General features: G+C 59.9%; 24 protein-coding genes. 14 read left to right on the top strand and 10 right to left on the bottom strand.

Features of this window, described 5'->3' with window-relative positions:
- The first annotated feature begins 24 nt into the window (after positions 1–24).
- The 10 genes from glpK to map all read left to right on the top strand — a co-directional run bounded on the left by glpK (position 25) and on the right by map (position 8842).
- The gene (gene glpK / locus NXC24_RS13895; protein WP_104823826.1) at positions 25–1521 is read left to right on the top strand and encodes a glycerol kinase GlpK; all 1497 of its coding nucleotides are present in this window, start codon (positions 25–27) and stop codon (positions 1519–1521) included.
- A gap of 180 nt (positions 1522–1701) precedes the next feature.
- Positions 1702–2511: a membrane-anchored protein gene (locus NXC24_RS13890; RefSeq protein WP_104823825.1), complete on the top strand. Its 810-nt coding sequence runs from the start codon at positions 1702–1704 to the stop codon at positions 2509–2511.
- Positions 2512–2553: 42 nt separating this feature from the next.
- Entirely contained in the window at positions 2554–2961 is a 408-nt protein-coding gene (locus tag NXC24_RS13885) for an OsmC family protein (protein WP_104823824.1), read from the top strand.
- A gap of 51 nt (positions 2962–3012) precedes the next feature.
- On the top strand, positions 3013–3960 hold the full coding sequence (locus NXC24_RS13880) for an LD-carboxypeptidase (protein WP_104823823.1): 948 nt from the start codon (positions 3013–3015) through the stop codon (positions 3958–3960).
- 78 nt (positions 3961–4038) lie between these two features.
- Positions 4039–4413 (top strand): YciI family protein, encoded by a 375-nt coding sequence (locus NXC24_RS13875; protein WP_104823822.1) that lies wholly within the window; start codon positions 4039–4041, stop codon positions 4411–4413.
- Positions 4410–5666: an RNA polymerase sigma factor gene (locus NXC24_RS13870; protein ID WP_104823821.1), complete on the top strand. Its 1257-nt coding sequence runs from the start codon at positions 4410–4412 to the stop codon at positions 5664–5666. Before NXC24_RS13875 ends, NXC24_RS13870 begins: the two co-directional genes overlap by 4 nt.
- Positions 5667–5823: 157 nt before the next feature.
- Positions 5824–6237 carry a DoxX family protein gene (locus NXC24_RS13865; RefSeq protein ID WP_104823820.1) on the top strand — a complete coding sequence of 138 codons (414 nt, stop codon included), beginning with the start codon at positions 5824–5826 and terminating at the stop codon, positions 6235–6237.
- Positions 6238–6299: 62 nt separating this feature from the next.
- On the top strand, positions 6300–6812 hold the full coding sequence (locus NXC24_RS13860; RefSeq protein WP_104823819.1) for a GNAT family protein: 513 nt from the start codon (positions 6300–6302) through the stop codon (positions 6810–6812).
- Positions 6813–6987: 175 nt separating this feature from the next.
- A complete protein-coding gene (locus NXC24_RS13855; protein ID WP_104823818.1) occupies positions 6988–8049 on the top strand; it encodes an LLM class flavin-dependent oxidoreductase in 1062 nt (353 codons plus the stop codon).
- Between the two features lie 40 nt (positions 8050–8089).
- Positions 8090–8842, top strand: a complete 753-nt coding sequence (gene map / locus NXC24_RS13850) for a type I methionyl aminopeptidase (protein ID WP_104823817.1) — start codon at positions 8090–8092, stop codon at positions 8840–8842.
- 11 nt (positions 8843–8853) lie between these two features.
- Here the strand turns inward: map and NXC24_RS13845 are convergent, their stop codons facing one another.
- Entirely contained in the window at positions 8854–9426 is a 573-nt protein-coding gene (locus NXC24_RS13845) for a PadR family transcriptional regulator (protein WP_104823816.1), read from the bottom strand.
- A 420-nt stretch (positions 9427–9846) separates the two neighbouring features.
- On the opposite strand from NXC24_RS13845, the gene sbmA reads away from it, so the two are divergent.
- Entirely contained in the window at positions 9847–11112 is a 1266-nt protein-coding gene (sbmA, locus tag NXC24_RS13840) for a peptide antibiotic transporter SbmA (RefSeq protein ID WP_104823815.1), read from the top strand.
- Between the two features lie 188 nt (positions 11113–11300).
- Here sbmA and NXC24_RS13835 read toward each other — a convergent pair whose 3' ends face one another.
- Entirely contained in the window at positions 11301–12281 is a 981-nt protein-coding gene (locus NXC24_RS13835) for a polysaccharide deacetylase (protein ID WP_104825167.1), read from the bottom strand.
- A gap of 204 nt (positions 12282–12485) precedes the next feature.
- Here NXC24_RS13835 and NXC24_RS13830 point away from each other — a divergent pair, with 204 nt between their 5' ends.
- The 3 genes from NXC24_RS13830 to der all read left to right on the top strand — a co-directional run bounded on the left by NXC24_RS13830 (position 12486) and on the right by der (position 15294).
- Positions 12486–13067, top strand: coding sequence for an NnrU family protein (locus NXC24_RS13830; protein WP_104823814.1), 582 nt, complete (start codon positions 12486–12488; stop codon positions 13065–13067).
- A gap of 100 nt (positions 13068–13167) precedes the next feature.
- Positions 13168–13851, top strand: coding sequence for a tetratricopeptide repeat protein (locus NXC24_RS13825; protein WP_104823813.1), 684 nt, complete (start codon positions 13168–13170; stop codon positions 13849–13851).
- Between the two features lie 15 nt (positions 13852–13866).
- Positions 13867–15294, top strand: coding sequence for a ribosome biogenesis GTPase Der (gene der / locus NXC24_RS13820; RefSeq protein ID WP_104823812.1), 1428 nt, complete (start codon positions 13867–13869; stop codon positions 15292–15294).
- Between the two features lie 12 nt (positions 15295–15306).
- Here der and NXC24_RS13815 read toward each other — a convergent pair whose 3' ends face one another.
- From NXC24_RS13815 to NXC24_RS13780, 8 genes are all read right to left on the bottom strand, one after another.
- Positions 15307–15747, bottom strand: coding sequence for a MarR family transcriptional regulator (locus NXC24_RS13815; protein WP_104823811.1), 441 nt, complete (start codon positions 15745–15747; stop codon positions 15307–15309).
- A gap of 474 nt (positions 15748–16221) precedes the next feature.
- Positions 16222–17328 carry a glycosyltransferase family 1 protein gene (locus NXC24_RS13810; RefSeq protein WP_104823810.1) on the bottom strand — a complete coding sequence of 369 codons (1107 nt, stop codon included), beginning with the start codon at positions 17326–17328 and terminating at the stop codon, positions 16222–16224.
- A 123-nt stretch (positions 17329–17451) separates the two neighbouring features.
- A complete protein-coding gene (locus NXC24_RS13805) occupies positions 17452–18369 on the bottom strand; it encodes a sugar kinase (protein WP_104823809.1) in 918 nt (305 codons plus the stop codon).
- Between the two features lie 93 nt (positions 18370–18462).
- A complete protein-coding gene (locus tag NXC24_RS13800) occupies positions 18463–19449 on the bottom strand; it encodes an oligopeptide/dipeptide ABC transporter ATP-binding protein (RefSeq protein WP_104823808.1) in 987 nt (328 codons plus the stop codon).
- Entirely contained in the window at positions 19442–20437 is a 996-nt protein-coding gene (locus NXC24_RS13795; protein ID WP_104823807.1) for an ABC transporter ATP-binding protein, read from the bottom strand. The genes NXC24_RS13800 and NXC24_RS13795 overlap by 8 nt, the downstream gene beginning before the upstream one ends.
- A gap of 1 nt (position 20438) precedes the next feature.
- Positions 20439–21356: an ABC transporter permease subunit gene (locus tag NXC24_RS13790; protein WP_104823806.1), complete on the bottom strand. Its 918-nt coding sequence runs from the start codon at positions 21354–21356 to the stop codon at positions 20439–20441.
- A complete protein-coding gene (locus tag NXC24_RS13785; protein ID WP_104823805.1) occupies positions 21353–22276 on the bottom strand; it encodes an ABC transporter permease subunit in 924 nt (307 codons plus the stop codon). Before NXC24_RS13785 ends, NXC24_RS13790 begins: the two co-directional genes overlap by 4 nt.
- A 50-nt stretch (positions 22277–22326) precedes the next feature.
- Positions 22327–23907, bottom strand: a complete 1581-nt coding sequence (locus NXC24_RS13780) for a peptide ABC transporter substrate-binding protein (protein WP_104823804.1) — start codon at positions 23905–23907, stop codon at positions 22327–22329.
- Positions 23908–24146 lie beyond the last annotated feature (239 nt).

Raw genomic sequence — 24146 nt, 5'->3', positions numbered from 1 at the left:
ATGGGAACAATCCGGGAGGAATGCATGAGCGGTTATGTCTTGGCGATCGACCAGGGGACAACGTCGACGCGGGCTATCGTTTTTGACGGTGACATGAAGATTGCCGGTGTCGACCAGAAGGAGTTCACGCAGCACTATCCGCAACCGGGTTGGGTCGAGCATGATCCGGAGGAAATCTGGGCTTCCGTCGTTTCGACTGTCAAGAAGGCGATCGAGGCTGCCGGCATCACCGCGAAGGACATCGCCGCTCTCGGCATCACCAACCAGCGCGAAACCGTCGTGGTGTGGGACCGTGCGACCGGCAAGCCGATCCACAATGCCATCGTCTGGCAAGACCGCCGTACCGCGAGCTATTGCGAGAAGCTGAAGCGGCAGGATCTGGAAAAGCTCTTCACCCGCCATACCGGACTGCTGCTCGATCCCTATTTCTCCGGCACGAAGCTTTCGTGGATGCTTGCCAATGTGAAGGGCGCCCGCGCGCGCGCCGCCAAGGGCGAACTCTGCTTCGGCACCATCGACACCTTCCTGATCTGGCGCCTGACCGGCGGCAAGAGTTTCGTCACCGATGCGACGAATGCCTCGCGGACGTTGATGTACAATATCGGCAAAAATGAATGGGACGAGGACCTGCTTGAGATCCTGCGCGTTCCCGCGGCGATGCTGCCGGAGGTGAAAGACTGCGCGGCCGATTTCGGCGTCACCGATCAAGCGCTCTTCGGAGCGGCAATCCCCATTCTCGGCGTCGCCGGCGATCAGCAGGCGGCGACCATCGGCCAGGCCTGCTTCGAGCGCGGCATGATGAAATCCACTTACGGCACCGGCTGCTTCGCGCTGCTCAATACCGGCACGGACATGGTGCGTTCGAAAAACCGCCTGCTGACCACCATCGCCTATCGCTTGAACGGTGAAACGACCTATGCGCTGGAAGGCTCGATCTTCATCGCGGGAGCGGCCGTGCAATGGCTGCGCGACGGACTGAAGGCGATCAAGCACGCCGCCGATTCCGATGGTTGGGCGGAAAAGGCCGATCCGATGCAGGAGGTCTATCTCGTGCCGGCCTTCACCGGTCTCGGCGCGCCGCATTGGGATCCGGATGCTCGCGGCGCGATCTTTGGGTTGACGCGCAATACCGGCCCGGCGGAAATCGTCCGCGCCGCGCTGGAGGCGGTCTGCTACCAGTCGCGCGACCTGCTGGACGCCATGCACAAGGATTGGCGCAATGGCAGTGGCCGGGAGACGGTGCTGCGAGTCGACGGTGGCATGGTCGCTTCTAACTGGACGATGCAACGGCTCGCCGACCTGCTCGACGCGCCGGTCGACCGTCCCATCATCCTGGAAACCACCGCACTTGGCGCCGCCTGGCTTGCCGGCAGCCGCGCCGGCGTCTGGCCGGACCGTCAGAGCTTTGCCAAGGCCTGGGCCCGCGACCGGCGCTTCGAGCCGGATATGGACGAGAAAACGCGAAGCGCAAAGCTCAAGGGATGGAAAGACGCGGTGGCGCGCACATTGAGTACGAGGTGAGCGCTGTAAAAGCGGCCGATGGATCACCTAAGGTTTGATTATGTAAGATATTTTTATTTTCCTAATGTAAGTCGAAGCAGCGATAGTGCACCGCGCGAATGGGTCGGCAGTCCGCTGCCGAAATGGGGTTGGATTCGACTGTTTTTCGATGAAAGCCCTTTGGGAACATCAAGGCGAGGCATGACTGTTAATCCTACGGAATTGAAGCGACATTTTTATCGAAGCGTCAAATACTGGCTTTGCCGGCCGAAACCTCCGACGCTTATCGAGCCGTTTTCCGGACCCGTTCTCGTGGTCGGATCGGCGCCGGTGTCGCATAAGCCCGCGGATTTCGACGGGACCTTCAAGGTCATCACCATCAATGGCTCGCAGGTCGTCACAAGGGCATGGGGCATCGACGTGCCAGACGTTACCTTCGTTCAATTCAACCAGATCGAGGGAACGAATACGAATGCCGTCGAAGTCCGCCGCGTCCTCAACGGCCAGCGGACAAAGAAGCTTTACATTCTGCTTTGGCGAAAGGGCCTCGAGCGGCTGGAGAAAGGGCTGAAGGCCTTCGACTATCGCTACGACAATCTTGAAATCGTCGATCGCTACAAGCGCATGGCGCTTCTCGACCGCGTCGGCGGGGTCAAATGCAGCGAACTGGGTGCGGACGATAAATGTTCGAACGGCATCAATGCGGTACTTTTCGCCCTCTATAACGGCGCTACCGCGGTGATTATTACCGGCATCAACCCGGATTCCGGCGGGCACATCTACAACCAGGCAAATCTGGCCCGGCTGCACATTCAAAGGGATCGGGAAATTTTGCTGCGGTTGATGGAGCGGGGTTATCCGGTCTTTACTGCCGATCCAACCGTATCGGCGTCCCTCGGATTGCCATTATGGGAAGGCAAGGCGTCGGCCCGGCAGCATGCGCAGGCATCCGCGAATGCCGCGGAGCAGGCCTCCAAAGGGGTTAATCTCTTGACTCCATCGCTGCGTTAATCGCGCAATCATTCGTCTTACTGACGAATGAGGAGATCGGCCATGGTGTCCGTGACCGTTGAATTGCGCAATGTGGAGGATACGCAGGCGGCATTGGGCTGGGCCGGCGGCCATACCGTCGTCGTCGACCGTCCGCCAGGTCGTGCCGGCGGGCAGGGGCTCGGCTTCAACGGCGCCCAATTATTGGGATTGGCGATCGGCGGGTGTTTCTACAACGACCTGCAGTACATCGCCGCCGATATGGGTGTCGAGTTGAGAAAAATCGCGATCTCCGTGCGTGTCGACTTGGAAAGCGATCTGTCATTTACCAAAGCTGCGACACTGACGGTGTCATGCGAGATGCTTGACGGTTCCAATCCGCAGCCGGTTATCGACGAGGCCAAGGCCCGGTGCATGGTCAGCAATTCGCTGAAGAGGGGAATTCCGGTCGCAATCGAGGCGGCTGCGTAAACGCGGGACCGAAGGCTGACGCCGGTCATCGTTCCGTGGCAAAATCCAGGCATGGAATCACCTAATCGCGCCGAAATCGATCACGTTCTGACGCCGCCGCTACTCCGGCCCGGCGATAAAATCCGTTTTGTTTCGCCCGCAAGCCCGCCCGACAGGGATCTCGTTTTGAGGCAGGCCGAGACGCTGAGGGGCTGCGGGCTCGAAGTCGATTTCGGCGAGCATGCATTTTGTAAGCGCGACTATCTTGCCGGAACGGATGAGGAGCGGCTCACGGATTTCAATGCGGCGCTCCGTGATCCCGAGGTCCGGGCGATCTTTACCACGCGCGGCGGCAAGGGCTCTTACCGCATCGCCGACCGCCTGGATTTCGACGCAGCGCGGCGTGATCCGAAGTTTCTCGTCGGTTTCAGCGATATCACCATACTGCATCTCAGCCTGTGGAAGCACTGCCGGCAGGTTGGTGTGCATGGTGCGCTTTTCATTCATGGCGACGAGCAGGATGTCAGCGTCGAAACCAGCGATTCCCTTCGCCTGTTGGTGATGACTTCAGAGGATATCGTCATCCGCTCGCGCCCGCACGAACCCACGTCGGCCTTGACGACCGAGGGAGCGGTCACCGGACGATTGATCGGCGGCAATCTCGATATGGTCGCAACTGCGGCCGGCTGGGCCTTGCCGGATTTGCACGGCGCCATCCTGTTGCTCGAAGCTGTCAACATGCACCGCGGACAGGTGGACCGACAACTGACGATGTTGCGCAAGGCAGGGCATTTGAACGACCTGGCAGGCATCGCGATCGGTCAGTTCACCGGCTTCGAATTCGATCGCCGCTTCTCCGTCATCGATATCCTGCGCGAGCATCTCGATACGCTCGGCGTGCCGGTCCTCGGCGGCCTGCCGCTTGGGCACGGGCATAGCCCGCTGAACGTACCGATCGGCGCAGCGGCCATTCTCGATGCACAAGCGGGGACGCTGACGATCCGGCGCGGCGATGCATAGTTTTTTGCCGCGATAATTTTTGACGCGGCTTGTCGGCGCGGGCGATACTCCCTCGTCTTACATGAGAAGGAGGTCCTCATGCTCTATGCGATCCTATGCTACAACGACGAAGACGCCGTGTTTTCCTGGACCAAGGAAGAAGAACAGGCGACGATGGACCGGTTGCGGGCGGTGCAGGCGCCGCTTGGCGAAGCCGGCAAGCTCGGTCCGGTCGCCCGTCTGATGCCGACGACGGCGGCAACGACACTGCGCAAGGGCAAGAACGAGCCGCTCGTCATCGATGGGCCCTTCGCGGAAACGAAGGAACAATTGCTCGGCTTTTATGTCATCGACTTTGAGACACTCGACGAGGCGATTGAATTTTCAAAGAAACTCGCCGTCGCCAACCCGGGCGCCGGCTCTTATGAAATTCGTCCGCTTTATGTCTTTAAACCGGGGACGATCGCAACATGACGGACCTCGCCTGGATCGATATCGCATTCACCAACGCCCGGCCGCAGGTGCTCGGTGCGCTGCTGCGATACTTCCGCAATCTCGATATTGCCGAAGAGGCGTTTCAGGAAGCTTGCCTCAGAGCATTGAAGACATGGCCGGATAAGGGGCCGCCGCGTGATCCCGTCGCCTGGCTGATCTTCGTCGGCCGCAATAGCGGCATCGACGCGGTGCGCAAACAGTCGAAGACGCAAGGCTTGCCGGACGAGGAGGTGATCTCTGATACCGGTGACGCCGAAAGCGATCTCGCTGAGCGGCTAGACGGCTCCAACTATCGTGACGATATTCTGCGGTTGCTGTTCATCTGCTGTCATCCGGATCTGCCGGCGACGCAACAGATCGCGCTGGCGCTGCGCGTCGTCTCCGGTCTTACGGTGGCCCAGATCGCCCGTGCCTTTCTCGTCAGCGAAAGTGCGATGGAGCAGCGTATTACCCGCGCCAAAGCGCGTGTTGCGGCCGCCGGTGTACCTTTCGAGACGCCGGGTGCGGTCGAGCGGGCCGAGCGCGTGGCGCTCGTCAGCGCCATGATCTATCTCATCTACAACGAGGGTTACTCCGCCGGTGGGCCGGGCCGCGAAGCGTCTGCCTTTGCCGATGAGGCGATCCGGTTGGGGCGGCTGTTGCTGCGCATCTTTCCGGCGGAACCCGAGATCATGGGTCTGCTGGCGCTGATGCTGCTGCAACAATCGCGGAATGCCGCCCGTTTCGATGCAGACGGCCAGATCATCCTGCTGGAGGATCAGGACCGGTCGCTCTGGAGCCGCACATTGATCGACGAGGCGCTTGCCTTGCTCGACAAGGCAATCCGCCATCGCCGACCCGGCCCCTATCAGGTTCAGGCCGCCATTGCCGCGCTGCATTCGCGCGCCAAGCGGGCCGAGGATACGGATTGGGCGGAGATCGATCTGCTCTATCAGACGCTGGAGCGGTTGAATCCGTCGCCGGTTGTCTCGCTGAACCGCGCAGTCGCCATCGCCAAGCTTAAAGGGCCAGAGGAGGCGTTGGCACTGGTCGAGGCACTGGCGGACAAACTCGATTGCTATTTTTACTTTCACGGGCTTCGGGGCGGTCTGCTTGCGCAGTTGGGCCGGTCGCACGAGGCGCATTTGGCCTTCGACCGTGCAATCGCGCTTGCCCGATCGCCCGCAGAAGCCGCCCATATCCGTCATCAGCTCGACCGCCTGGCCGTGCCTGCTCCGGCAACTGCAAAATAATCAGAAAAATCCGCTCTTCCATGTCGGAAGGAGGCTGCTGTCAGCGTCCTTGAGGCACAGGCCGATCAGGCTGTTTCAAACGGGCTAGTGCACCGATCAACAGACGGCGCTGGCGGCGAAGATCTGAATTCCTGATTCAATTCCGGGGGATAGAGTAATGTTCTATGAAATGGAATCACCATCCAGCTCGCGGGTGCAGCGTGTGGCCGGCATGATCCTCAGCGGCTTGGTTATCGCCTTTCTTGTTTTCGACGGCGCGATCAAGCTCATTCCTTTGCCTGTGGTTACGGAGACCATGGCGGCGCTCGGCTATTCCGCCGATCCGGCTTTGGCGCGGCTGCTTGGCGCGATCACGCTCCTCTGCGCTGTGCTCTATGCCATTCCGGCGACATCTGTCCTCGGGGCGATCCTCCTCACCGGCCTGCTTGGTGGGGCGATGGTGACGCATCTGAGAGTGGGCAGCCCCGTGTTCACGCACCTGCTGTTCGGTCTTTATCTCGGCATCATCGCCTGGGGTGGGCTTTATCTTCGTTATGAAGCGGTTCGGAAAATGATTCCGTTTATGCGTTGAAGCTGTTGAATTTAGGATAGATTTGATATGCCTCGCTGCCTTATCCGTTCGGGGAGCGAGCCATGCCGCAAGTCACTATCGCACCAGTCAGGCAGTCCGACGCCGGCGAACTGATCGCGGCGAATGTCGAGAGCCGCGCATACCATGCACCATGGGCCTATCCCTTTGTGGATCGCGATGGCTTCGATGCCTGGTTCGGGCAGACCGTTACGGGATCCAATATCGGCCTCGTCGCGCGCGATGCCGGTTCGGGCGGTATCATCGGCGTGGTCAATATCAGCCAGATGGTATGGGGCGGTTTCCGCAGCGCCTTTCTCGGCTATCACGGCATGGTGGCCTTTGCCGGCCAGGGTTTCATGACCGAGGCATTGCGGCTGGCGGTCGCCCATGGTTTCGACGATATCGGCTTGCATCGGCTGGAGGCCAATATTCAGCCCGCGAACCATGCCTCTATTGCGTTGGTGCAAAGGCTTGGCTTCCGTAAGGAAGGATTCTCACCCAAATATCTGAGGATCGGCGGCGTCTGGTGCGATCATGAACGCTGGGCTTTGCTGGCCGACGATCCGCGCCTTTGATGTTCAACATCAAAGGCTTTCGAGGTCGATTCCGAAGCGACAGGCAAGCTGTTGAATTCAGATTCGAATTAGAGGTTGGTATCAACATTCTCGAACAAACCGTTCGACAATTCATATTTGCGGTATCAGCCTCGTCTTCCTATTTCGTCCGTCAACGACAGATGGGATTTTTATCATGGAACTTGGTCTCTATACCTTCGCGGACGTCGATACCAATCCTGCTCTCAACAAGGGTGCGGAGGCGGCGCGTCGCCTGAAGAATTTGATCGAGGAGATCGAGCTGGCCGATCAGGTCGGTCTCGATGTCTTCGGGCTCGGCGAGCATCATCGGCCGGATTATGCAGCATCGGCTCCGGCCGTCGCCCTTGCGGCGGCTGCGGTAAAGACGAACAATATCCGGTTGACCAGCACCGTGACGGTGCTGAGTTCGGACGATCCGGTGCGCGTATTCCAGCAGTTCTCGACGCTCGACCTCATTTCGAACGGTCGTGCCGAGATCATGGCGGGGCGGGGCTCGTTCATCGAGTCATTTCCGCTCTTTGGTTATAATCTCGAAGATTACGACCAGCTTTTCGAGGAAAAGCTCGATCTGCTGTTGGCGATCCGCGAGAGCGAGCAGGTGAACTGGACGGGCAAACTCCGCGCGCCGATTCATGGGCGAGGGGTCTATCCCCGACCGCTGCAGGATCCGTTGCCAATCTGGGTGGCGGTCGGCGGCACGCCGCAGTCGGTCGCGCGCGCCGGGGCTCTTGGCCTGCCGATGGCGCTCGCCATCATCGGCGGCGAGCCGCGCCGGTTTGCGCCGCTCATCGATCTCTACCACGAGGCTGCCCGCCGCGCTGGGCAGGATGCAGCCAAGCTCAAAACCAGCATCAATGTTCACGGTTTCGTAGCCGATACGACCGAGGCCGCCGCCGATCAGTTCTACGGCCCGCAGGCCGAGGTGATGAACCGGATTGGCCGCGAGCGCGGCTGGGGACCGACAAGCCGGGCGCATTTCGACCAATCGCGCGGGCCGCATGGTGCGCTCTTCGTCGGCGATCCCGAAGTCGTTGCCGAGAAGATCATCGCTCATCACAAGCTGTTCAAGAATGACCGCTTCCTGCTGCAGATGGCGATCGGCACGATGCCGCATGAGCAGATCATGCGCGGCATCGAACTTTACGGCACGAAAGTCGCACCGCTGGTCAGAAAGGCATTGACTGCAGAAAGCGAAGAGGCGAAAGCGACGGCTTGAGTGCTTGTCTCAACGGACGCATGCCAGCCGGAAGCTTTGAATGATCATCTCGAACGACGACGAACTGACCAAGCTGAAAGAGATCGGCCGCATCTGCGCTAACGCCATACAGGCGATGGCGGCGGCGCTGGAGCCGGGCATCACCACGCTGGAACTCGATAATATTGGCCGCAAGGTGCTGGACGATGCCGGCGCCCGCTCGGCGCCGGAACTTGTTTACAAATTTCCCGGCGCCACCTGCATCAGCGTCAATGAGGAAGTGGCGCATGGCATTCCCGGTGCGCGGGTGATTCAGGCAGGCGATCTCGTCAATCTCGATGTTTCCGCGGAGAAGGATGGTTTCTTCTCCGATACCGGCTCGTCCTTTGCTGTGCCGCCTGTCAAGCCGAAGATCGAGCGCCTTTGCCGCGATGGCAAACGGGCGCTTTGGGTCGGGCTGAACCAGGTGCGCAGCGGCGCGCCGTTCTCGAAGATCGGCCACGCCGTCGGCGCTTTCGCCCAGAAGAACCGCTATACGCTGGTCGCCAATCTCGCCAGCCACGGCATCGGCCGTTCGCTGCATGAGGAGCCGGCGGAGGTGTCTACCTGGGCCGATCCCGACGAGACCCGCATCATGCAGGACGGTCTCGTCTTCACCGTCGAGCCATTCCTGTCGCTCGGCGCAAGTTGGGCGGAGGGCGGCGACGATGCCTGGACGCTCTATGCCGATCCGCGCGCGCCCACGGTTCAGTTCGAGCACACCGTCGTCGCCACCCGCAACGGACCGATGATCCTGACCTTGGCGGACAACTGAGGGATTAGACCTCAGTCTTCCGACTTCGTCTCGCCGCGGATGATATCGGCGGCGGCGCGTTCGAGAATGGCCGCGATGCGCGCGCCTTCAGCCTTGCTCCATGGATATTTCGAGCGAAGTGCCGAGCGCAGAAGCTGACGTGCGAGGTGAACATCACCGGCATCCCGACCGAACGGGCCTTCACGACCTTCATCGTCGCCGGGTTCCTCGCCGCCAAAGACGCGCCGGACATGCGCCATCTTCTCGCCGATCGCGCTGAGCTTGGCGAGCGTCGCCTCGACCAGCGCCTGGTTTTCCTCGACGCGCTTCTGACCGCTTTCGGTGATGCGGTAAAGCTTCTTCGTGCCGGTCGCTTCGACTTCGGCAAGGCCCGTCTCTTCCAGATAGGTGAGGGCGGGGTAGATGACGCCGGGGCTCGGCACATAGAAGCCGCCGGAGCGTTCTTCCAGGGTCTTGATCAGTTCATAGCCATGGCGCGGCTGCTCGGAAAGCAGGGCGAGAATGATGAGCTGCAGATCAGCGGCATCGAATTTCCGGCCGGTGCGAAAACCGCCGCCGAACATGCCGCCCTTGAAGCCTCTCATGAAGTCTCTCCTGTGCCTCCCGTGTGAATCACGGCTTTCGCCATGTCGTAGGATATATGCCTCGATGGTGTCAAAGCTATCGCCGCACATGCGATCTCTAAAGCCTCTCATTATGTTTCTCCTTCGATGATGAGGGTTTATATCGTTCGTCATGTCGTAAGATATATATCGTAAGATAGAATTCTGCAAGAGGGCGCGGGATTTTTGCTGTGAAGGGGTTGCCGGATCTCTGAACGGCGACAGGTTGGCCTTCCTAAAATGGGAAACCGCGGCTGAACAATCGCATCACGATCATGGGATAAGCGATTACATCTATGTAAGAATAGCCAAGGCCGGTTGCCGCCTCTAGCGAAGTGCCTTAGGTTCGCCGCGAATAAACGTCATTGCGGTCGCTGACCCAATCAAGAAAGCTTGCCTCCCGTGTTTCACTCTTTCTTCCCCCAGCCAAAGCTGTTCTTCACCTCGATGGTGGTCTGGACGATCCTCTGCATAGCAGTCTGGTATGCGTCTCTTTCCGATTTGGGGACACATCTGGGTTTCGTCATGCCCCCAGAAGGGCAGGAGCCCTATGACCTCAGCTATTTCGTGTTGTGGGGGAATCTCTGGTTCTACGGGTTTTTCTTTTTATGCACCGCGATTTTCTGTGGGGCATGGCACATCAAAGCCTGGGATCATCCCTGGAAGCTCTGGTCGATCTGGGGCTCGGCGCTGATTATTCTGGTCACCTATTTCGGTGTCCAAGTGTCCGTCGTCGTCAATAACTTCCGCCGTCCGTTCGGGGACCTCTTGCAGGCTGCGCTTACGAAGCAGCCTGGGGTGACGGTCGAGAGTTTCTACACGTTGATGATAATCTTCGCGCAGATCGCCTTCCTCAGCATGTTTGTTTCCATCCTGACGGACTTCTACACCAGCCATTATATCTTCCGCTGGCGTACGGCGATGAACAGCTTCTACATGTCGAAATGGGAAAAGCTGCGTCACATCGAAGGCGCTTCGCAGCGTGTGCAGGAAGATACGATGCGCTTTTCCAGCACCCTGGAAGGATTGGGCATCAGCCTGATCAACTCGGTGATGACGCTGATCGTCTTTCTGCCGATTCTGCTTGCGCTTTCGAGCTATGTCACCGAACTGCCGATCATCGGCAAGATTTCCCATTCGCTCTTCTGGTTGGCGCTCTTCTGGTCGGCTTTCGGCACAGTGTTGCTGGCGGTTGCCGGCATCAAGCTGCCCGGCCTGAATTTTAAGAACCAGCGTGTGGAAGCAGCTTACCGCAAGGAGCTCGTCTACGGCGAAGATAACGGCGAGCGTGCGCAGCCGGCGACAGTCGGAGAACTCTTCGCGAACGTCAGGCGGAACTATTACCGCATTTACTTCCACTACGTCTATTTCAACGTCGCCCGCTATTTCTATCTGCAGGCCGACTCGATGTTCGTGTTGTTCATGCTGGTTCCGACTTTTGTCGCCGGGGCGATCACCTACGGCATATACCAACAGATCGCGACCGCCTTCGGTCAGGTCAGCAACTCGTTCCAGTATCTCGTCAATTCCTGGACGACGATCATCGAGCTCCTGTCAATCCACAAGCGCCTCAAGGCCTTCGAAGCGGCGATCGATGACGAGCCGCTGCCGAAGATCGACCAGAGCTATCTGGAGCGCGAGACCGGCATCGTGCATGTTGACGGCTGACGAAAAAAAAGGCTCCGGAAACGGGGCCTTTTCAATGACGACTGTGGTGGGGAAGTGAGGGCGTCAGGCTGAAAGGATAATCGAGGAGCTTCCGTTTGCCGCGCCGCCGGCCCTTCGCTTCGGCTCAGGGCGTTCATCGCTGCAATCGACTCACAGAGTCGATTGCTCGGGCTTCGCACAATCGCTCCTCACCCCTGCTGCAGCTTGCCGCGCGCCGCGATCAATGGGATTGCCTCGGAATAGCTGACGCAAGCGACTCCGTCCTTATGGCAGACGTCGCTGACGAAGCGGTCCAGCGCCCGCCAATAGGCGCCGTCGTTCATTTCCACAAAATGGAAGCCGAACTGCACCGGAATGCGGTCGCCTTCATATTGTTTGGCGAAGGCGGCTTCGAAAGCATCGAAAGTGCGGTCTTCGAAGGCCTTGGAATCCGCCTTGTCTTCGACGCCCTTGGAATGGTGGACATAGAGATTATAGTCCATGCCGATCACCAGATGGTGGTCGGAACCTTCGGGGATCAGCGGCAGGCCGAAGCGGTAGATGCCGTCGACTACCTGCGGCAAAGCCGGGCCCTTGGTCACGAGGCTGGCGTCGTACTGGAACCCCATGGCTTTTTCGGCCGGCACCAGGCCGTCGCTGGTCGAAAGATAGGGCGCGCGGAAGCCCTTGACGTCTTTCGTCGCAAATTCCTGCCAGCCCGGCGGCTCCTTGTCCGCTTCGCCGACGTTCTTCCACGCGTCGCGCAGCGCGATGCGTGCGTTCATGAATTCCTGCTGCCAGTCCGCCGATGTCCACTTCTTGCCGTCGAAGTGGCCGCAGGCGTGGCTGGAAATATCATGGCCTTCGAGATGCGCGCCCCAGATATTGGCGATACGCGTGCGCACGTCGTCGTCGCTCTTGGCGAAGCCGACGTTCGATTTGCCGGCTTTCTGTCCCGGCGCCTGATAAGCCTTGGCCTGATCGTGGTTCATCAGGAAGGTGCAGGAGAGGAAATAGGTGAAATGCGCGCCGTTGCGCGACGCGATCTCGCGGCTCTTCGTCCACAGCGCATTGTCATGCGCGCCGTCGAACGAGATCATCACCAATTGCTTCGGCTTTTCCTGGGCCTCGGCGATCGCGGGCAGGGCAAGGGAAAGGGCGAGGGAGGCGAAAGAGACAAAACGAAACATGGGCACCGCGAAAATTGTTGAAGTGGGCACGAGTTCATCCGCAATCCTTTTCACGCTTTTCACTGCGCAAACCTGCGGTTCGGAGGTCATGCCGGGCTTTCTCGTCTCCGTGCCGATCAAATGCGGCAAAGCTGCGGTCCCGCTGGCAATTTTTCGCCATAGTCGATACTGGTGTCTTCATAAGACACGAACGGGATTTCACTCATGTCACTGCTGATCCTTGGCATCATTCTTTTCCTTGGCATTCATCTGATCCGCGTCGTGATACCCGGTTTCCGTCGCTCGATGATTTCGAGCATCGGCGAGGGCGGCTGGAAGATCGGCTATTCGATCGCCAGCATCGTCACGCTGATTCTGTTGATCTACGGCTTCGGGCAAGCGCGCGACTCGACCCCGATCTGGTCTCCGCCCTTCTGGATGAGCCATATCACTATTTTGCTAATGCTTTTTGCACTGATCTGTCTCGTCGCTTCGCTGCTGCCAGCCGGGTATATCGCCGTCAGGACGAAGCATCCGATGGTGCTGTCGGTGAAGATCTGGGCCTTTGCGCATCTGCTTTCCAATGGCGATGGCGCAGCCATGCTGTTGTTTGCCGCCTTCCTGGCTTGGGGCGTCATCATGCGGATCTCGCTGAAGCGGCGCGAACGTGCGGGCGAGATCTCGCTGCGGCCCTTCGTTTCGGCGAAATACGATCTTTATGCCGTTGTCATCGGTATCGTGGTCTGGGGATTGATCATTTGGAAGCTGCACGAGTGGATTATCGGGGTTTCGCCGCTCGTTATGTGATGATTTCTGCCATTCCCCCTTACAACGGCCGCAAAATGGAGTAGAAGGCCCCACTACCCATAAGCTCTTTGCAATATTTTGGCCTGGGCCGGAGACGAGAATGGCATTCAACGACGATAGCTTCATCCGCGAGGTGAACGAAGAACTGCGTTCGGACCAGTTGCGGTTCGTATGGCGCCGTTTTGGCCGGCTTATCATCGGTGGCGCCGTGCTTATCGTTCTCGGCACGGCCGCCTTTAGCGGCTATCGCTACTGGTCAGGACGCCAGGCCGGCAGCAGCGGTGATCAGTTCATCTCCGCGCTGACGCTGGCGGATCAGAACAAGACGGACGAAGCGCTGGCCGCGTTGGCGACCATCGAGAAGAGCGGCAGCGGTTCCTATCCGCTGCTGGCGCGCATGCGCGCTGCCACACTGCAGGCGCAGAAGGGCGATACGGCCGGTGCGATTGCTGCCTTCTCGGCGATCGGCAAGGAGTCCGGTGTTCCGGCCGTAATCCGGGATGCGGCTCGCCTGCGTGCGGCCTATCTGCTTGTCGATACGGGCACGTATGACCAGGTTGCCGCCGAGGCCCAGGAGTTGGCCGTGCCGGCAAACGCTTTCCGGCATTCCGCACGTGACGTGTTGGGTCTTGCCGCCTACAAGGCCGGCGATTTCGCCAAGGCGCGTCAATGGTTCCAGGCGATCGTCGACGATCCCCAGAGCCCGCGCAATGTCGGCAACCGCGCCCAGATGCTGCTCGATCTCATCACCGCATCCGGCAAGGCACCGGTCGCTAAAGGCTGAAGGGTAAATCACTAAATGAGTTTCACGGTCGCGATCGTCGGTCGCCCGAATGTCGGCAAGTCCACTCTTTTCAACCGTTTGGTTGGCAAGAAGCTGGCGCTCGTCGATGACACGCCGGGTGTAACGCGCGACCGCCGTCCTGGCGATGCGCGCCTCGTCGATCTTCGTTTTCGCATTGTCGATACCGCTGGTCTCGAAGAAGCCGACGAAGAGACGCTGGAAGGCCGCATGCGTGCCCAGACGGAGGCTGCGATCGATGAAGCAGACCTGACGCTGTTCGTCGTCGACGCCAAGATGGGTTTGACCCATGTCGACAAGACGCTCGCAGAAATGCTGCGCAAGCGCGGACGTCCGGTGGTTCTCGTCGCCAACAAATCGGAAGCGCGAGGCTCTGACAGCGGCTTCTATGACGCTTTCACGCTCGGCCTTGGCGAGCCTTGCCCGATCTCTGCCGAACATGGCCAGGGTATGATGGATCTGCGCGACGCTATCGTCGAGGCGCTCGGCCATGAGCGTGCCTTTCCGCCGAGAGAGGATGAGGCGGAGACGAATGTCAGCATTCCGCGCCCTGCCATGGGTGAGGACGGTGAAGAGATCGACGAAGAGCCGGCCTATGACGACACGCGGCCGTTGCGTGTCGCCATCGTCGGCCGCCCGAATGCCGGCAAGTCGACGCTGATCAATCGTTTCCTCGGCGAGGACAGGCTGCTGACCGGTCCGGAAGCCGGAATTACCCGCGACTCGATCTCGGTCGATTGGAGCTGGCGCGGCCGTACCGTGAAAATGTTCGATACCGCCGGCATGCGCCGCAAGGCCAAGGTGATTGAAAAGCTCGAAAAGCTCTCCGTCGCCGATGCACTGCGCGCCATTCGTTTCGCCGAGACCGTAGTCATCGTCTTCGACGCCACCATTCCCTTCGAGAAGCAGGATCTTCAGATCGTCGATCTCGTCGTCCGCGAGGGCCGGGCCGCCGTGCTTGCCTTCAACAAGTGGGACATGATCGAGGATCGCCAGGCAGTGCTTGCCGACCTGCGCGAAAAGACCGACCGGCTGCTGCCGCAGGCGCGCGGTATTCGCGCCGTTCCGATTTCCGGTCAGACGGGCGAGGGATTGGACCGGTTGATGCAAGCGGTCGTCGATACCGACAAGGTCTGGAACAAGCGCGTGTCCACCGCCAAGCTCAATCGCTGGCTGGAGACACAGCAGGTTCAGCATCCGCCACCGGCGGTTTCCGGCCGGCGTATCAAGCTGAAATACATGACCCAGGTGAAGGCGCGCCCGCCGGCCTTCATGATTTCCTGCACCCGCTCGGATGCGCTGCCGGAATCCTATGTGCGCTACCTGATCAACGGCCTGCGGGAAGATTTCGCCATGCCGGGCGTGCCGATCCGCATCCATTTCCGCTCGTCGGACAATCCTTACGAGACCAAAAAGAAGCGATGACGGCCTGAGGGATCAGGCCGCGTTCTTACTGAGCGCTTCGCGCAGCTTGATGATTTCCGCTTTCAACCGTGTCAGCTCGTTCGCCGTGGTATCCGATGCATCCAGGATACAAGCGGGGATGCCGGTGGCCTTCTTCTTCAAACCGACGCCTTCGCTGGTCAGGCTGATCAGCACCTGACGCTCATCTTCCTTGCTGCGGGTGCGCTGAATGAAGCCGGCGGCTTCCAGGCGCTTCAGCAGCGGCGTTAGTGTACTTGATTCCAGGAAAAGCTTTTCGCCGATACCGCCGACGGTCTGGCCATCCTCCTCCCACAACGTCACCATGACGAGATATTGCGGATAGGTGAGGTTCAACTCATCGAGCATGGGCTTGTATAGCCGGTTCATCGCATGGTTCGCCGAATAGAGGGCGAAGCATATGAAGGTGTCCAGTTTCAGTGGGTCGTCTGTCATTTCCAGCACTCCGTAAGCGACCTTACTTAAATCGTGCAATAAATAATCGTATACATAAAAGCGCATGGGAGCCATGCATTTCTTGGTATTGCAATGCAAAGCCCCATCTGAGAACCGCGGCTGGGTATTTAGCGCCAATACGCCAAGCCCGGCCCGTTCGCGGATGGCCAATAGCACCTGCGCCGCTCCCAGGTATGTGGCGGAACATCCAAGGAATTCAATTTTGACGTTTGCTGCTGGTCATATCGACTAGAACATGAAGGCAGAGCGTCGCTGTGCGTGCCAGTGAACGCGGTGGACCGGCCAACTGTTCCCGCATGCCATAGTGCGCAGACAATATCGCCGCTGCGCCGGCGAGAGCCGGTCGTGATGTGACGCTCGTTCTTTGTCGTCTACGGGATGGAAGAGAATATTGAACGCATGCGTGCTTCGCACGAAACGGCGGCCGTCGGCGGCCGGCGAATAGCCCGCACTTTAGTGGTTTTGCGTCAACATCCGGCCGCGATGATTGGCGAGGCGGACGTTGCCGATGAATTGCGTGGTGGCAGCTTCCCAGGAATAGTTGAGCGCCAGAGCACGAGCCGCCTCGCGGGAAGAGGAGAATGCGGCAAAGCAGGCTTTCGCCAGATCTTCGTCGACGACGCCGGCCGCATCATTGCCGCCAAGGATATCGGCAGGGCCGGTGACGGGATAAGCGGCGACGGGAACGCCGCTCGCCAGCGCCTCCAAGATGGTATTGCCGAATGTATCGGTCTTTGACGGGAAGACAAAAACGTCAGCTTGCGAATAGGCATGCGCCAGCGCTTCGCCGAACTTCGAGCCGAGGAAGAGCACTTTTGGATAAAGTTTCTGCAACTCGGCCCGCGCCGGTCCGTCGCCGACGACGACCTTCGAGCCAGGCAGGTCCAGATCGAGGAAGGCCGGCAGGTTCTTTTCGAGCGCCACCCGGCCGACGGTCATGAAGATAGGGCGGGGCAGGCCGAAGGGGTTGTCTTCCAGCGGCTGCGGGCGGAAAAGCGTCGAGTCGATGCCGCGGCTCCAGGGCAGCAGATTGTGAATGCCCTTCTGCTTGAGCTCATTGGCAAGGCTCGGTGTCGCCACCATGCAGCCGGAACCGGCATTGTGAAACCATTTGACGAAGGCGTAGAGCCAGCTTTGCGGGATCGGCAGCCTGGCCGCGACATATTCGGGAAAGCGAGTGTGATAGCTCGTCGAAAACGGCATGCCGTTTTTCAGGCACCAGCGCCGCGCCGTCAGCCCGAGCGGGCCTTCTGTCGCGATATGCACATAGGTCGGCCGGACTGCTTCGATCCTGGCGGCGACCTTGCGGTAACTTGCGATCGACAGGCGGATTTCCGGGTAGGTCGGGCAAGGGACGTTGCGAAAACCTTCCGGCGTGATCATGGCGACATCGACGCCGATGCGCGCCAGTTCGCGGTTGGTATTTTCGATGGAGCGGACGACGCCATTCACCTGCGGATGCCAGGCATCGCTGACGATGAGCAGGCGCTCCGGGTTTGCGACCGGGGTTGCCCCTTCAGCCCATGCTCTGTGATCGATGTCCGACAAGCGCTGCAACATATCCAAAAACGTTCCATCCGCACCGCACCCTCATGGTGTCGGTACAACCCAATCCGGTGCAGCAAAGATGATTCCCGCGCCTGTCCTATTGTGCGGGGTGTCCATGATGGAAATATTACAGCCTTAGCCGGCGGCTTGCAGCTTTTCCGGCGGCACCAAGGCACCGTGTTCCTGAATGACCCTTGCGGCGATTTCTGCGGCAAAATGGGCGGCGGCGACGGGGTCGTCATGTTCCAGATAATGGGCAAGGAACGCGCCATTGAAGCTGTCGCCGGCGCTGGTGGTGTCGATGACCTTCGCGACCTTGACGGCTGGAACGAGCGTTTCGCCGGCATCGGTTCCGACGGTCGCGCCATCGGCACCGTTCTTGACGACGACCATATTGGCGCCGTGCAGCCGGTAACGGCGGATGGTGCCGGCGATCGAATCGTCGCCGAAATGCGAGACCTCGTCGTCGAAGCTCGGCATAACCAGCGTCGAGGCACGGGCGCCTTCACCGATCATGGTGTGCATGGCATCGAAGCTCGACCAGAGGCGCGGGCGCAGGTTGGGGTCGAAGACCACCAGCTTGCCGACCGCCTTGGCGCGGCGGAGCTCGGCGAGCAATGTCTCGGCGTCTTCATGCGAGAGGATCGCCAAGGTAATGCCGGAAAAATAGAGGACGTTGGCCCCCTCGATCGCGGTGCGAAGCTGATCGCCATCGGCGGCAAGCTGGCGGGCGGCCGAACTGTCGCGCCAATAGCTGAAAGAGCGCTCGCCATCCTTCAGGTTAATCATGTAGAGGCCGGGCGTCTTGCCACGGAGGCGGCGAATGCTCGACGTGCCGATGTCATGCGCTTTCATGAAATGCAGCATTTCGTCCGACATCGCATCATCGCCGAGGGCGGTGAAATAATCGACGGACCAATCGGCCGGCAGGCAGGCGCGGGCGTACCAGGCCGTGTTGAAGGTGTCGCCGGCAAAGCCCTTGCGCAGATATCCGTCCTCGGCCTGCGACAGCTCCACCATGCATTCGCCGATCGATAGAAAATGCCCGCCCAAGACGTCCTCCTGCCTTTTCCTTCGCTGCTGCATACGCGGATGCGGCTGCTTGAGCAAGGTGGACGGCGGGCTGCGCCGTCCACCTTTTGAGCCTTATGGCCTGTCCATATGATAGCACGCCGCGGTCTGGCCGGGGCGAACTTGCTCAGTCGGCGGCATCTTGGTCCTGCAAATATCCGTCGCCTTCCAGCAGCGTGGCGAGAAGACGCAGCCGGCTGGTGGATTGAGCGGCGAGGGCGGGTCGCCCTGCAGGCGGATACGCTCGCGCCCGCGCGCCCGCTTCGGGTCGGGGATGGGTGCGGCGGAGAACAAGGCCTGTGTATAGGGATGGGCTGGATGGTCGAAGACGGTGGCGGCGTCGCCCGCTTCCACCACCTTGCCAAGGTAAAGCACCAGCACGTCGTCTGAGATCAGCCGCACGACGGAGAGGTCATGGCTGATGAAGATCAGCGTCAGGCCGAACTCCTTGCGCAGCTTGCGCAACAGCGTGATCACCTGACCCTGGATCGATACGTCGAGGGCCGAGACCGGTTCATCGCAGACGATCAGCTTCGGCCGCGTCACGACTGCGCGGGCAATGCCGATGCGCTGCGCTTGGCCGCCGGAGAACTCATGCGGGTAGCGATTGATCATTTCCGGCACGAGCCCGACCGCCGCCATGATCTCGCGGACGCGCTCCTGCCGCTGCGCCTTTGTCAGCTTCGGCTCGAATACGGTCAGCGGCTCGGCGATGATGTCGCCGACCGTCATGCGCGGGTCGAGGGAGGCGATCGGATCCTGGAAGATGATTTGCATGTCGCGGCGGGCGGCACGCATTTCCTCTTCGGAAAGATCCAGCAGGTTTCCGCCTTGCCACATGATGCGGCCCTTCTGCGCCTTGATCAGCCGCAGGATGGAACGGCCGAGTGTCGACTTGCCGCACCCGGATTCGCCGACGATGCCAAGCGTGCGCCCGGTCTTCAGCTCGAAGCTGACATCATTGACCGCCGTCAGGACCAACGGCGGTTTGAAGAGAGATTTCGATGGCAGCTCGAATTCGGTGGTCAGGTGCTCGACCTTCAGAAGCGTGTGTTCAGCCATGGATGAGGCTCCGTTCCTGCTGGGCAGAGAGGGGATGGAAGCAGGCGGCGCAGCGTTGCGGCGCAAGCCGGTCGAGCGGCGGCGGCGCGTCCAGGCAGTCGTCCTGCACATGGGCGCAGCGCGGCGAGAAAGAACAGCCGCGCGGCAGATGCATCAGGTTCGGCGGCCGGCCGGGTATGACGGCGAGATCGTCGACATCCTGATCCGGCCGCGGGATGGAGGCGTGCAGCGCCGCGGTATAGGGATGGGCTGGATTTTCGAAGAGCTCTTCGACCGGTGCCTCCTCGACGATACGGCCGGCATACATGACGGCGACGCGATCGGCGAGGCCAGCCACGACGCCGAGATCGTGGGTGATCATCACCAGCGCCGTGTTCATTTCCGCGGTCAGCTCGTTGAAGAGATCGAGGATCTGCGCCTGGATGGTGACGTCGAGCGCCGTCGTCGGCTCGTCGGCGATCAGGAGCTTCGGCTTGGTGAGCAGCGCCATGGCGATGACGATGCGCTGGCGCATGCCGCCCGAGAGTTCGTGCGGATAGAGATTGAAGCGTCGCGTCGGGTCAGGGATGCCGACGCGCTTCAGCATGTCCAGTGCTGCGGCAGACGCCGCGCGCGCCGAAAGCCCGCCATGGACTTCGAGCTGCTCGGTCAATTGCCGTGAGATCCGTAGCGAGGGGTTGAGGGCGGTCATCGGGTCCTGGAAGACCATGGCCATGTCCTTGCCGCGCACATGGTCGAGTTCGCGTGGCTTCAGCGTCAGGAGGTCCTTGCCATCCAAAAGCGCTTGGCCGCTGGTGCGGCCGTTCTTGGCGAGTAGGCCCATCAGGCCGAGGAAGGTCTGGCTCTTGCCGGAGCCGGATTCGCCGACGATGGCGATGCGCTCGCCACGGCCGATCGTCAGGTTCATCTTCGAGACGGCGGCCACTTCGCCTTCCGGTGTACGGAAGGTGATGGAGTAGTCTTTGAGTTCGAGAAGCGTATCTGTCATGTCAGCGATCCTTCGGATCGAAAGCGTCGCGTAGGCCATCGCCGATGAAGAGCAGGCTCATCAGCAGGGCGACAAGAAAGCCGGCGGGGAAGAACAATAGCCAGGGCGTGGTCTCCATGCCGGCGGAGCCCTCGGCGATCAGCGTGCCGAGCGAGGTCAGCGGTTCCTGCACGCCGAAGCCCAGATAGGACAGGAAGCTCTCCGTGGCGATGATCTCGGGAATGGTGAGCGTCGCGTAGATGACGACCGGCCCGACGAGGTTCGGAACGATGTGCTTGAGAATGATCTTGAACGATCGCTGGCCGGAGGCCCGCGCCGCTTCGATGAATTCCCGCTGCTTGATGGAGAGCGTCTGACCACGCACGATGCGAGCCATAGTGAGCCATTCGAGCGCCCCGATCGCCGCAAACAGCAGATAGACGTTGCGGCCGAAGATCACCATCAGCAGGATGACGAAGAGGACGTAGGGGAGGGCGTACATGATGTCGACGAAGCGCATCATGATCGCATCGACACGACCGCCGAAATAGCCGGCGACGGCGCCATAAAGCACACCGATAACAACCGAGACGAGGGTTGCCACCAGGGCGACGGTCAGCGAGACGCGCGTGCCGTAGAGCGTGCGGGCAAGCAGGTCGCGGCCGTTGCCGTCGGTGCCGAAATAGTGGCCGGCGGCGAAGTCCGGAGGGCCGCGGAAGGAGGTCCAATCCGGATCTTCATAGTTGAAGGGCAGGAAATACGGGCCGAATATGGCAACCAGAACCAGCACTGCCAGCACGATCAGCGACAGCGCGGCAGCCTTGTTGCGGAGCAGGCGACGCATCGCATCGCCGGTGAGGGAGCGCCCCTTGGGTGCAAGCCCCTCTGCCGAAAGCAATTCCGCTTCCAGCAATTCTCTCTTGGCGGAATTGAGGATCATCGCATTCTCACTTTCGGGTCGAGCCAGGCATAGGCGATATCGACCAGCAGATTGAGGACCACGATCAGGACCATGTAGAAAATGACCGTGCCAAGAACCATGCCGTAGTCGCGGTTCAGCGCCGCGCCGACGAAGTAGCGGCCGACGCCGGGAAGGCCGAAAATGCTTTCTACCACCAGCGAGCCGGTAAGCAGATAGCTTGCTGCGGGTCCGAGATAGGACACGACGGGCATCAAGGCGGGCTTCAAGGCGTGCCGCATAACGGTGAGCCGTGGGCCTATGCCCTTAGCCTTGGCGGTACGGATAAAGTTCTGGCTCATCACCTCGATCATCGAGCCGCGCATTAGGCGCGAAATGCGTGCCGCATGCGGCAATGTCAGAACGATGACCGGAAGGATCAGGAACCTGATCGAGCCATTGCCCCAACCGCCGACCGGCAGCCAGCCAAGCGTATTGCCGAAGACGAGCTGCAGGATCGGGGCGATGAGGAAGCTTGGCATCACAAGGCCGATGAGCAGTCCTCCGCCCAGCCAGTAGTCGGCGCTCCGGTTCTGATAGAGCGCCCCAAGACAGCCGACAACCACGCCGATGATCGTTGCAAGAACGAAGGCGGCGCCGCCGATTGTCAGCGTATAGGGAAAGCCGGACATGATCTGCTGGGTGACGGTGAAGTCCTGGTTAGCGAAAGAGGGGCCTAGATCGCCCTTCATGACGTCGCCGACATAGATCAGATATTGCTCAACCAGAGGCTTGTCGAGGTTGTAGTGAGCCGCGAGGTTGGCTTTGACTTCCGGCGGCAATGGCCTTTCGCCATCGAAGGGGCCGCCGGGAGCGAGGCGCAGAATGAAAAAACACACTGTCACGGCAATCCACAGGACGGGGATTGTCGACAGCAAACGACGGAGAGCGTAGCCAAACATGGTCTTAGACGGCCCCCTCCCGGTTTATCTGGGAAGGGGCCTGTTCCCAATTATTCTTTGATCGACAGCCAGCGAGTGCGATGGATGTCCTGGATATTATCGACGAAGCCCTGGACCTTCGGGGCGACGATGTTTTGGGAGACGTAGTAGTAGATCGGGATGGCAGCGCTGTCGTCGAGCGCGAGCTGCTCGGCCTTCTTGTAGATTTCGGCGCGCTTCTTCAGGTCGGTCTGTTCGTTGCCCCGCTTGATCAGCGCATCGTAATCCGGATTGCTCCAGCGGCCATAGTTCATTTCGACACCGGTTGAGAGCAGGTTCAGGAAGTTGATGGGATCGTTGTAGTCGGCGAGCCAGCCGGCGCGGCCGATTTCCACCTGACCGCGCTGCATTTCATCATAATGCACCTTGGTTTCGGTGTTGTAGAGCTCGATATCGACGCCGAGCGGCTTCCACATGGCGGCGATCGCAACGGCGATGCGCTTGTGGTTATCATTGGTGTTGTAGCGAAGCTGCGCTTTCAGCGGATGGTCAGGGCCGAAGCCGGCGTCCTTGAGCAGCTTCTTGGCCTCTTCGACCTTCTGCTTGTAAGGCTCATCCTTCCAGCTCACATAGGCCGGCTCGCCGTAATTGGCCGTGCCCGGCGGTACCCAGGAATACATCGGCAGCTCGCCGGTGCCGAGAATCTTCGGGCCGATGACTTCGCGGTTGACGGCCATGGAGAGGGCCTGGCGGACGCGCTTGTCGTTGAAAGGCGGCTTGGTGGCGTTCAGCACGTAATAGTAGGTGCCGAGGAACGGAACCACATGCGCCTGGCCAGGAAGGTTCTTCTGGATCCAATCAAACTGGTCGGCGGGGAAAGAGGTGAGGATATCGAATTCGCCGGCGCGATAGCGCTTCAGGGCAGCGGCCTGATCTTCCAGCGTGTAATAGTTGACGTTGTCGATCTTGATGTCCTTGGCGTCGTAATACTGGTCACTCTTGACCATGCTGACATGCGAACCGGGCACCCATTCGGTGGGCTTGTAGGGGCCGTTGGTGACGATGTTGCCGATCTTGACCCATTCGTCGCCCTTGGATTCCACGACATGCTTCGGCAGCGGATAGGCCGTGTAGTGCATCAACGCGTTGAGGAAGTAAGGCGTCGGATTTTCAAGAGTGATTTCCAGTGTCTTGTCATCGATTGCCTTGACGCCGAGCTGGCTGAGATCCTTGATTTCACCCTTGTTGATCTTTTCCGCATTCAGGATCGTATATTGCAGGTAGGCATATTGGGCGGCGGTTTTCGGGTCCATCAGGCGCTGGAAGGCAAAGACGAAGTCCTGAGCCGTTACCGGCTGGCCATCGGACCATTTGATGCCGTCACGCAGCTTGAAGGTATAGACCTTCTGATCGGGGGAAATGGTCCAGCTTGCTGCCTGGCCGGGGATCGGGTTGTCCTTAGGATCTTCCGTCACCAGGCCTTCGAAAATATCGCCATCGATACGGTTTTCCCAGTCGCCGGAAATTTTTTGCGGGTCGAGCGACGTCGGGTCGCCGCCGTTGTGGATATTTAGGGTCGCCGCATGTGCAGAGACGCTTAACAACGTGCCGACGAACGCCGACACGATGAACTTCTTGCTGAAATGAGTCATATCTTTCCCCACCTTTCTGGAGCTATGGGCCTTGTTTTTAAGGCTATTTTTATCCCGCAGGTGACCTGTACGTGCAGGTCAATGTCGCAAGTTATCCGATGCAACGTCGCTTTCAAGTCCTAAAGCGAGCGGCGGCTTGAGGCTGTGAATATCTACACTGGCAATTTTCCGAAATCACTTCACGAATTTTTGCGCGTTCAATCCCCGGTTCATCCTTCATCTGGTTTGCCGCTTGCCGC

This window comes from Rhizobium sp. NXC24 (genome assembly GCF_002944315.1).
Classification (GTDB): domain Bacteria; phylum Pseudomonadota; class Alphaproteobacteria; order Rhizobiales; family Rhizobiaceae; genus Rhizobium.
The sequence above is the reverse complement of the archived record's forward strand: the minus strand, read 5'-3'. Positions and strand labels throughout refer to the sequence as shown.

What these genes read in the sequence shown, in the direction of transcription:
- glpK (WP_104823826.1), top strand. Translation starts at nt 25, where the DNA reads ATGAGCGGTTATGTCTTGGCGATCGACCAGGGGACAACGTCGACGCGG.
- NXC24_RS13890 (WP_104823825.1), top strand. Translation starts at nt 1,702, where the DNA reads ATGACTGTTAATCCTACGGAATTGAAGCGACATTTTTATCGAAGCGTC.
- NXC24_RS13885 (WP_104823824.1), top strand. Translation starts at nt 2,554, where the DNA reads ATGGTGTCCGTGACCGTTGAATTGCGCAATGTGGAGGATACGCAGGCG.
- NXC24_RS13880 (WP_104823823.1), top strand. Translation starts at nt 3,013, where the DNA reads ATGGAATCACCTAATCGCGCCGAAATCGATCACGTTCTGACGCCGCCG.
- NXC24_RS13875 (WP_104823822.1), top strand. Translation starts at nt 4,039, where the DNA reads ATGCTCTATGCGATCCTATGCTACAACGACGAAGACGCCGTGTTTTCC.
- NXC24_RS13870 (WP_104823821.1), top strand. Translation starts at nt 4,410, where the DNA reads ATGACGGACCTCGCCTGGATCGATATCGCATTCACCAACGCCCGGCCG.
- NXC24_RS13865 (WP_104823820.1), top strand. Translation starts at nt 5,824, where the DNA reads ATGTTCTATGAAATGGAATCACCATCCAGCTCGCGGGTGCAGCGTGTG.
- NXC24_RS13860 (WP_104823819.1), top strand. Translation starts at nt 6,300, where the DNA reads ATGCCGCAAGTCACTATCGCACCAGTCAGGCAGTCCGACGCCGGCGAA.
- NXC24_RS13855 (WP_104823818.1), top strand. Translation starts at nt 6,988, where the DNA reads ATGGAACTTGGTCTCTATACCTTCGCGGACGTCGATACCAATCCTGCT.
- map (WP_104823817.1), top strand. Translation starts at nt 8,090, where the DNA reads ATGATCATCTCGAACGACGACGAACTGACCAAGCTGAAAGAGATCGGC.
- NXC24_RS13845 (WP_104823816.1), bottom strand. Translation starts at nt 9,426, where the DNA reads ATGAGAGGCTTCAAGGGCGGCATGTTCGGCGGCGGTTTTCGCACCGGC.
- NXC24_RS13835 (WP_104825167.1), bottom strand. Translation starts at nt 12,281, where the DNA reads ATGTTTCGTTTTGTCTCTTTCGCCTCCCTCGCCCTTTCCCTTGCCCTG.
- NXC24_RS13830 (WP_104823814.1), top strand. Translation starts at nt 12,486, where the DNA reads ATGTCACTGCTGATCCTTGGCATCATTCTTTTCCTTGGCATTCATCTG.
- NXC24_RS13825 (WP_104823813.1), top strand. Translation starts at nt 13,168, where the DNA reads ATGGCATTCAACGACGATAGCTTCATCCGCGAGGTGAACGAAGAACTG.
- der (WP_104823812.1), top strand. Translation starts at nt 13,867, where the DNA reads ATGAGTTTCACGGTCGCGATCGTCGGTCGCCCGAATGTCGGCAAGTCC.
- NXC24_RS13815 (WP_104823811.1), bottom strand. Translation starts at nt 15,747, where the DNA reads ATGACAGACGACCCACTGAAACTGGACACCTTCATATGCTTCGCCCTC.
- NXC24_RS13810 (WP_104823810.1), bottom strand. Translation starts at nt 17,328, where the DNA reads ATGTTGCAGCGCTTGTCGGACATCGATCACAGAGCATGGGCTGAAGGG.
- NXC24_RS13800 (WP_104823808.1), bottom strand. Translation starts at nt 19,449, where the DNA reads ATGGCTGAACACACGCTTCTGAAGGTCGAGCACCTGACCACCGAATTC.
- NXC24_RS13795 (WP_104823807.1), bottom strand. Translation starts at nt 20,437, where the DNA reads ATGACAGATACGCTTCTCGAACTCAAAGACTACTCCATCACCTTCCGT.
- NXC24_RS13790 (WP_104823806.1), bottom strand. Translation starts at nt 21,356, where the DNA reads ATGATCCTCAATTCCGCCAAGAGAGAATTGCTGGAAGCGGAATTGCTT.
- NXC24_RS13785 (WP_104823805.1), bottom strand. Translation starts at nt 22,276, where the DNA reads ATGTTTGGCTACGCTCTCCGTCGTTTGCTGTCGACAATCCCCGTCCTG.
- NXC24_RS13780 (WP_104823804.1), bottom strand. Translation starts at nt 23,907, where the DNA reads ATGACTCATTTCAGCAAGAAGTTCATCGTGTCGGCGTTCGTCGGCACG.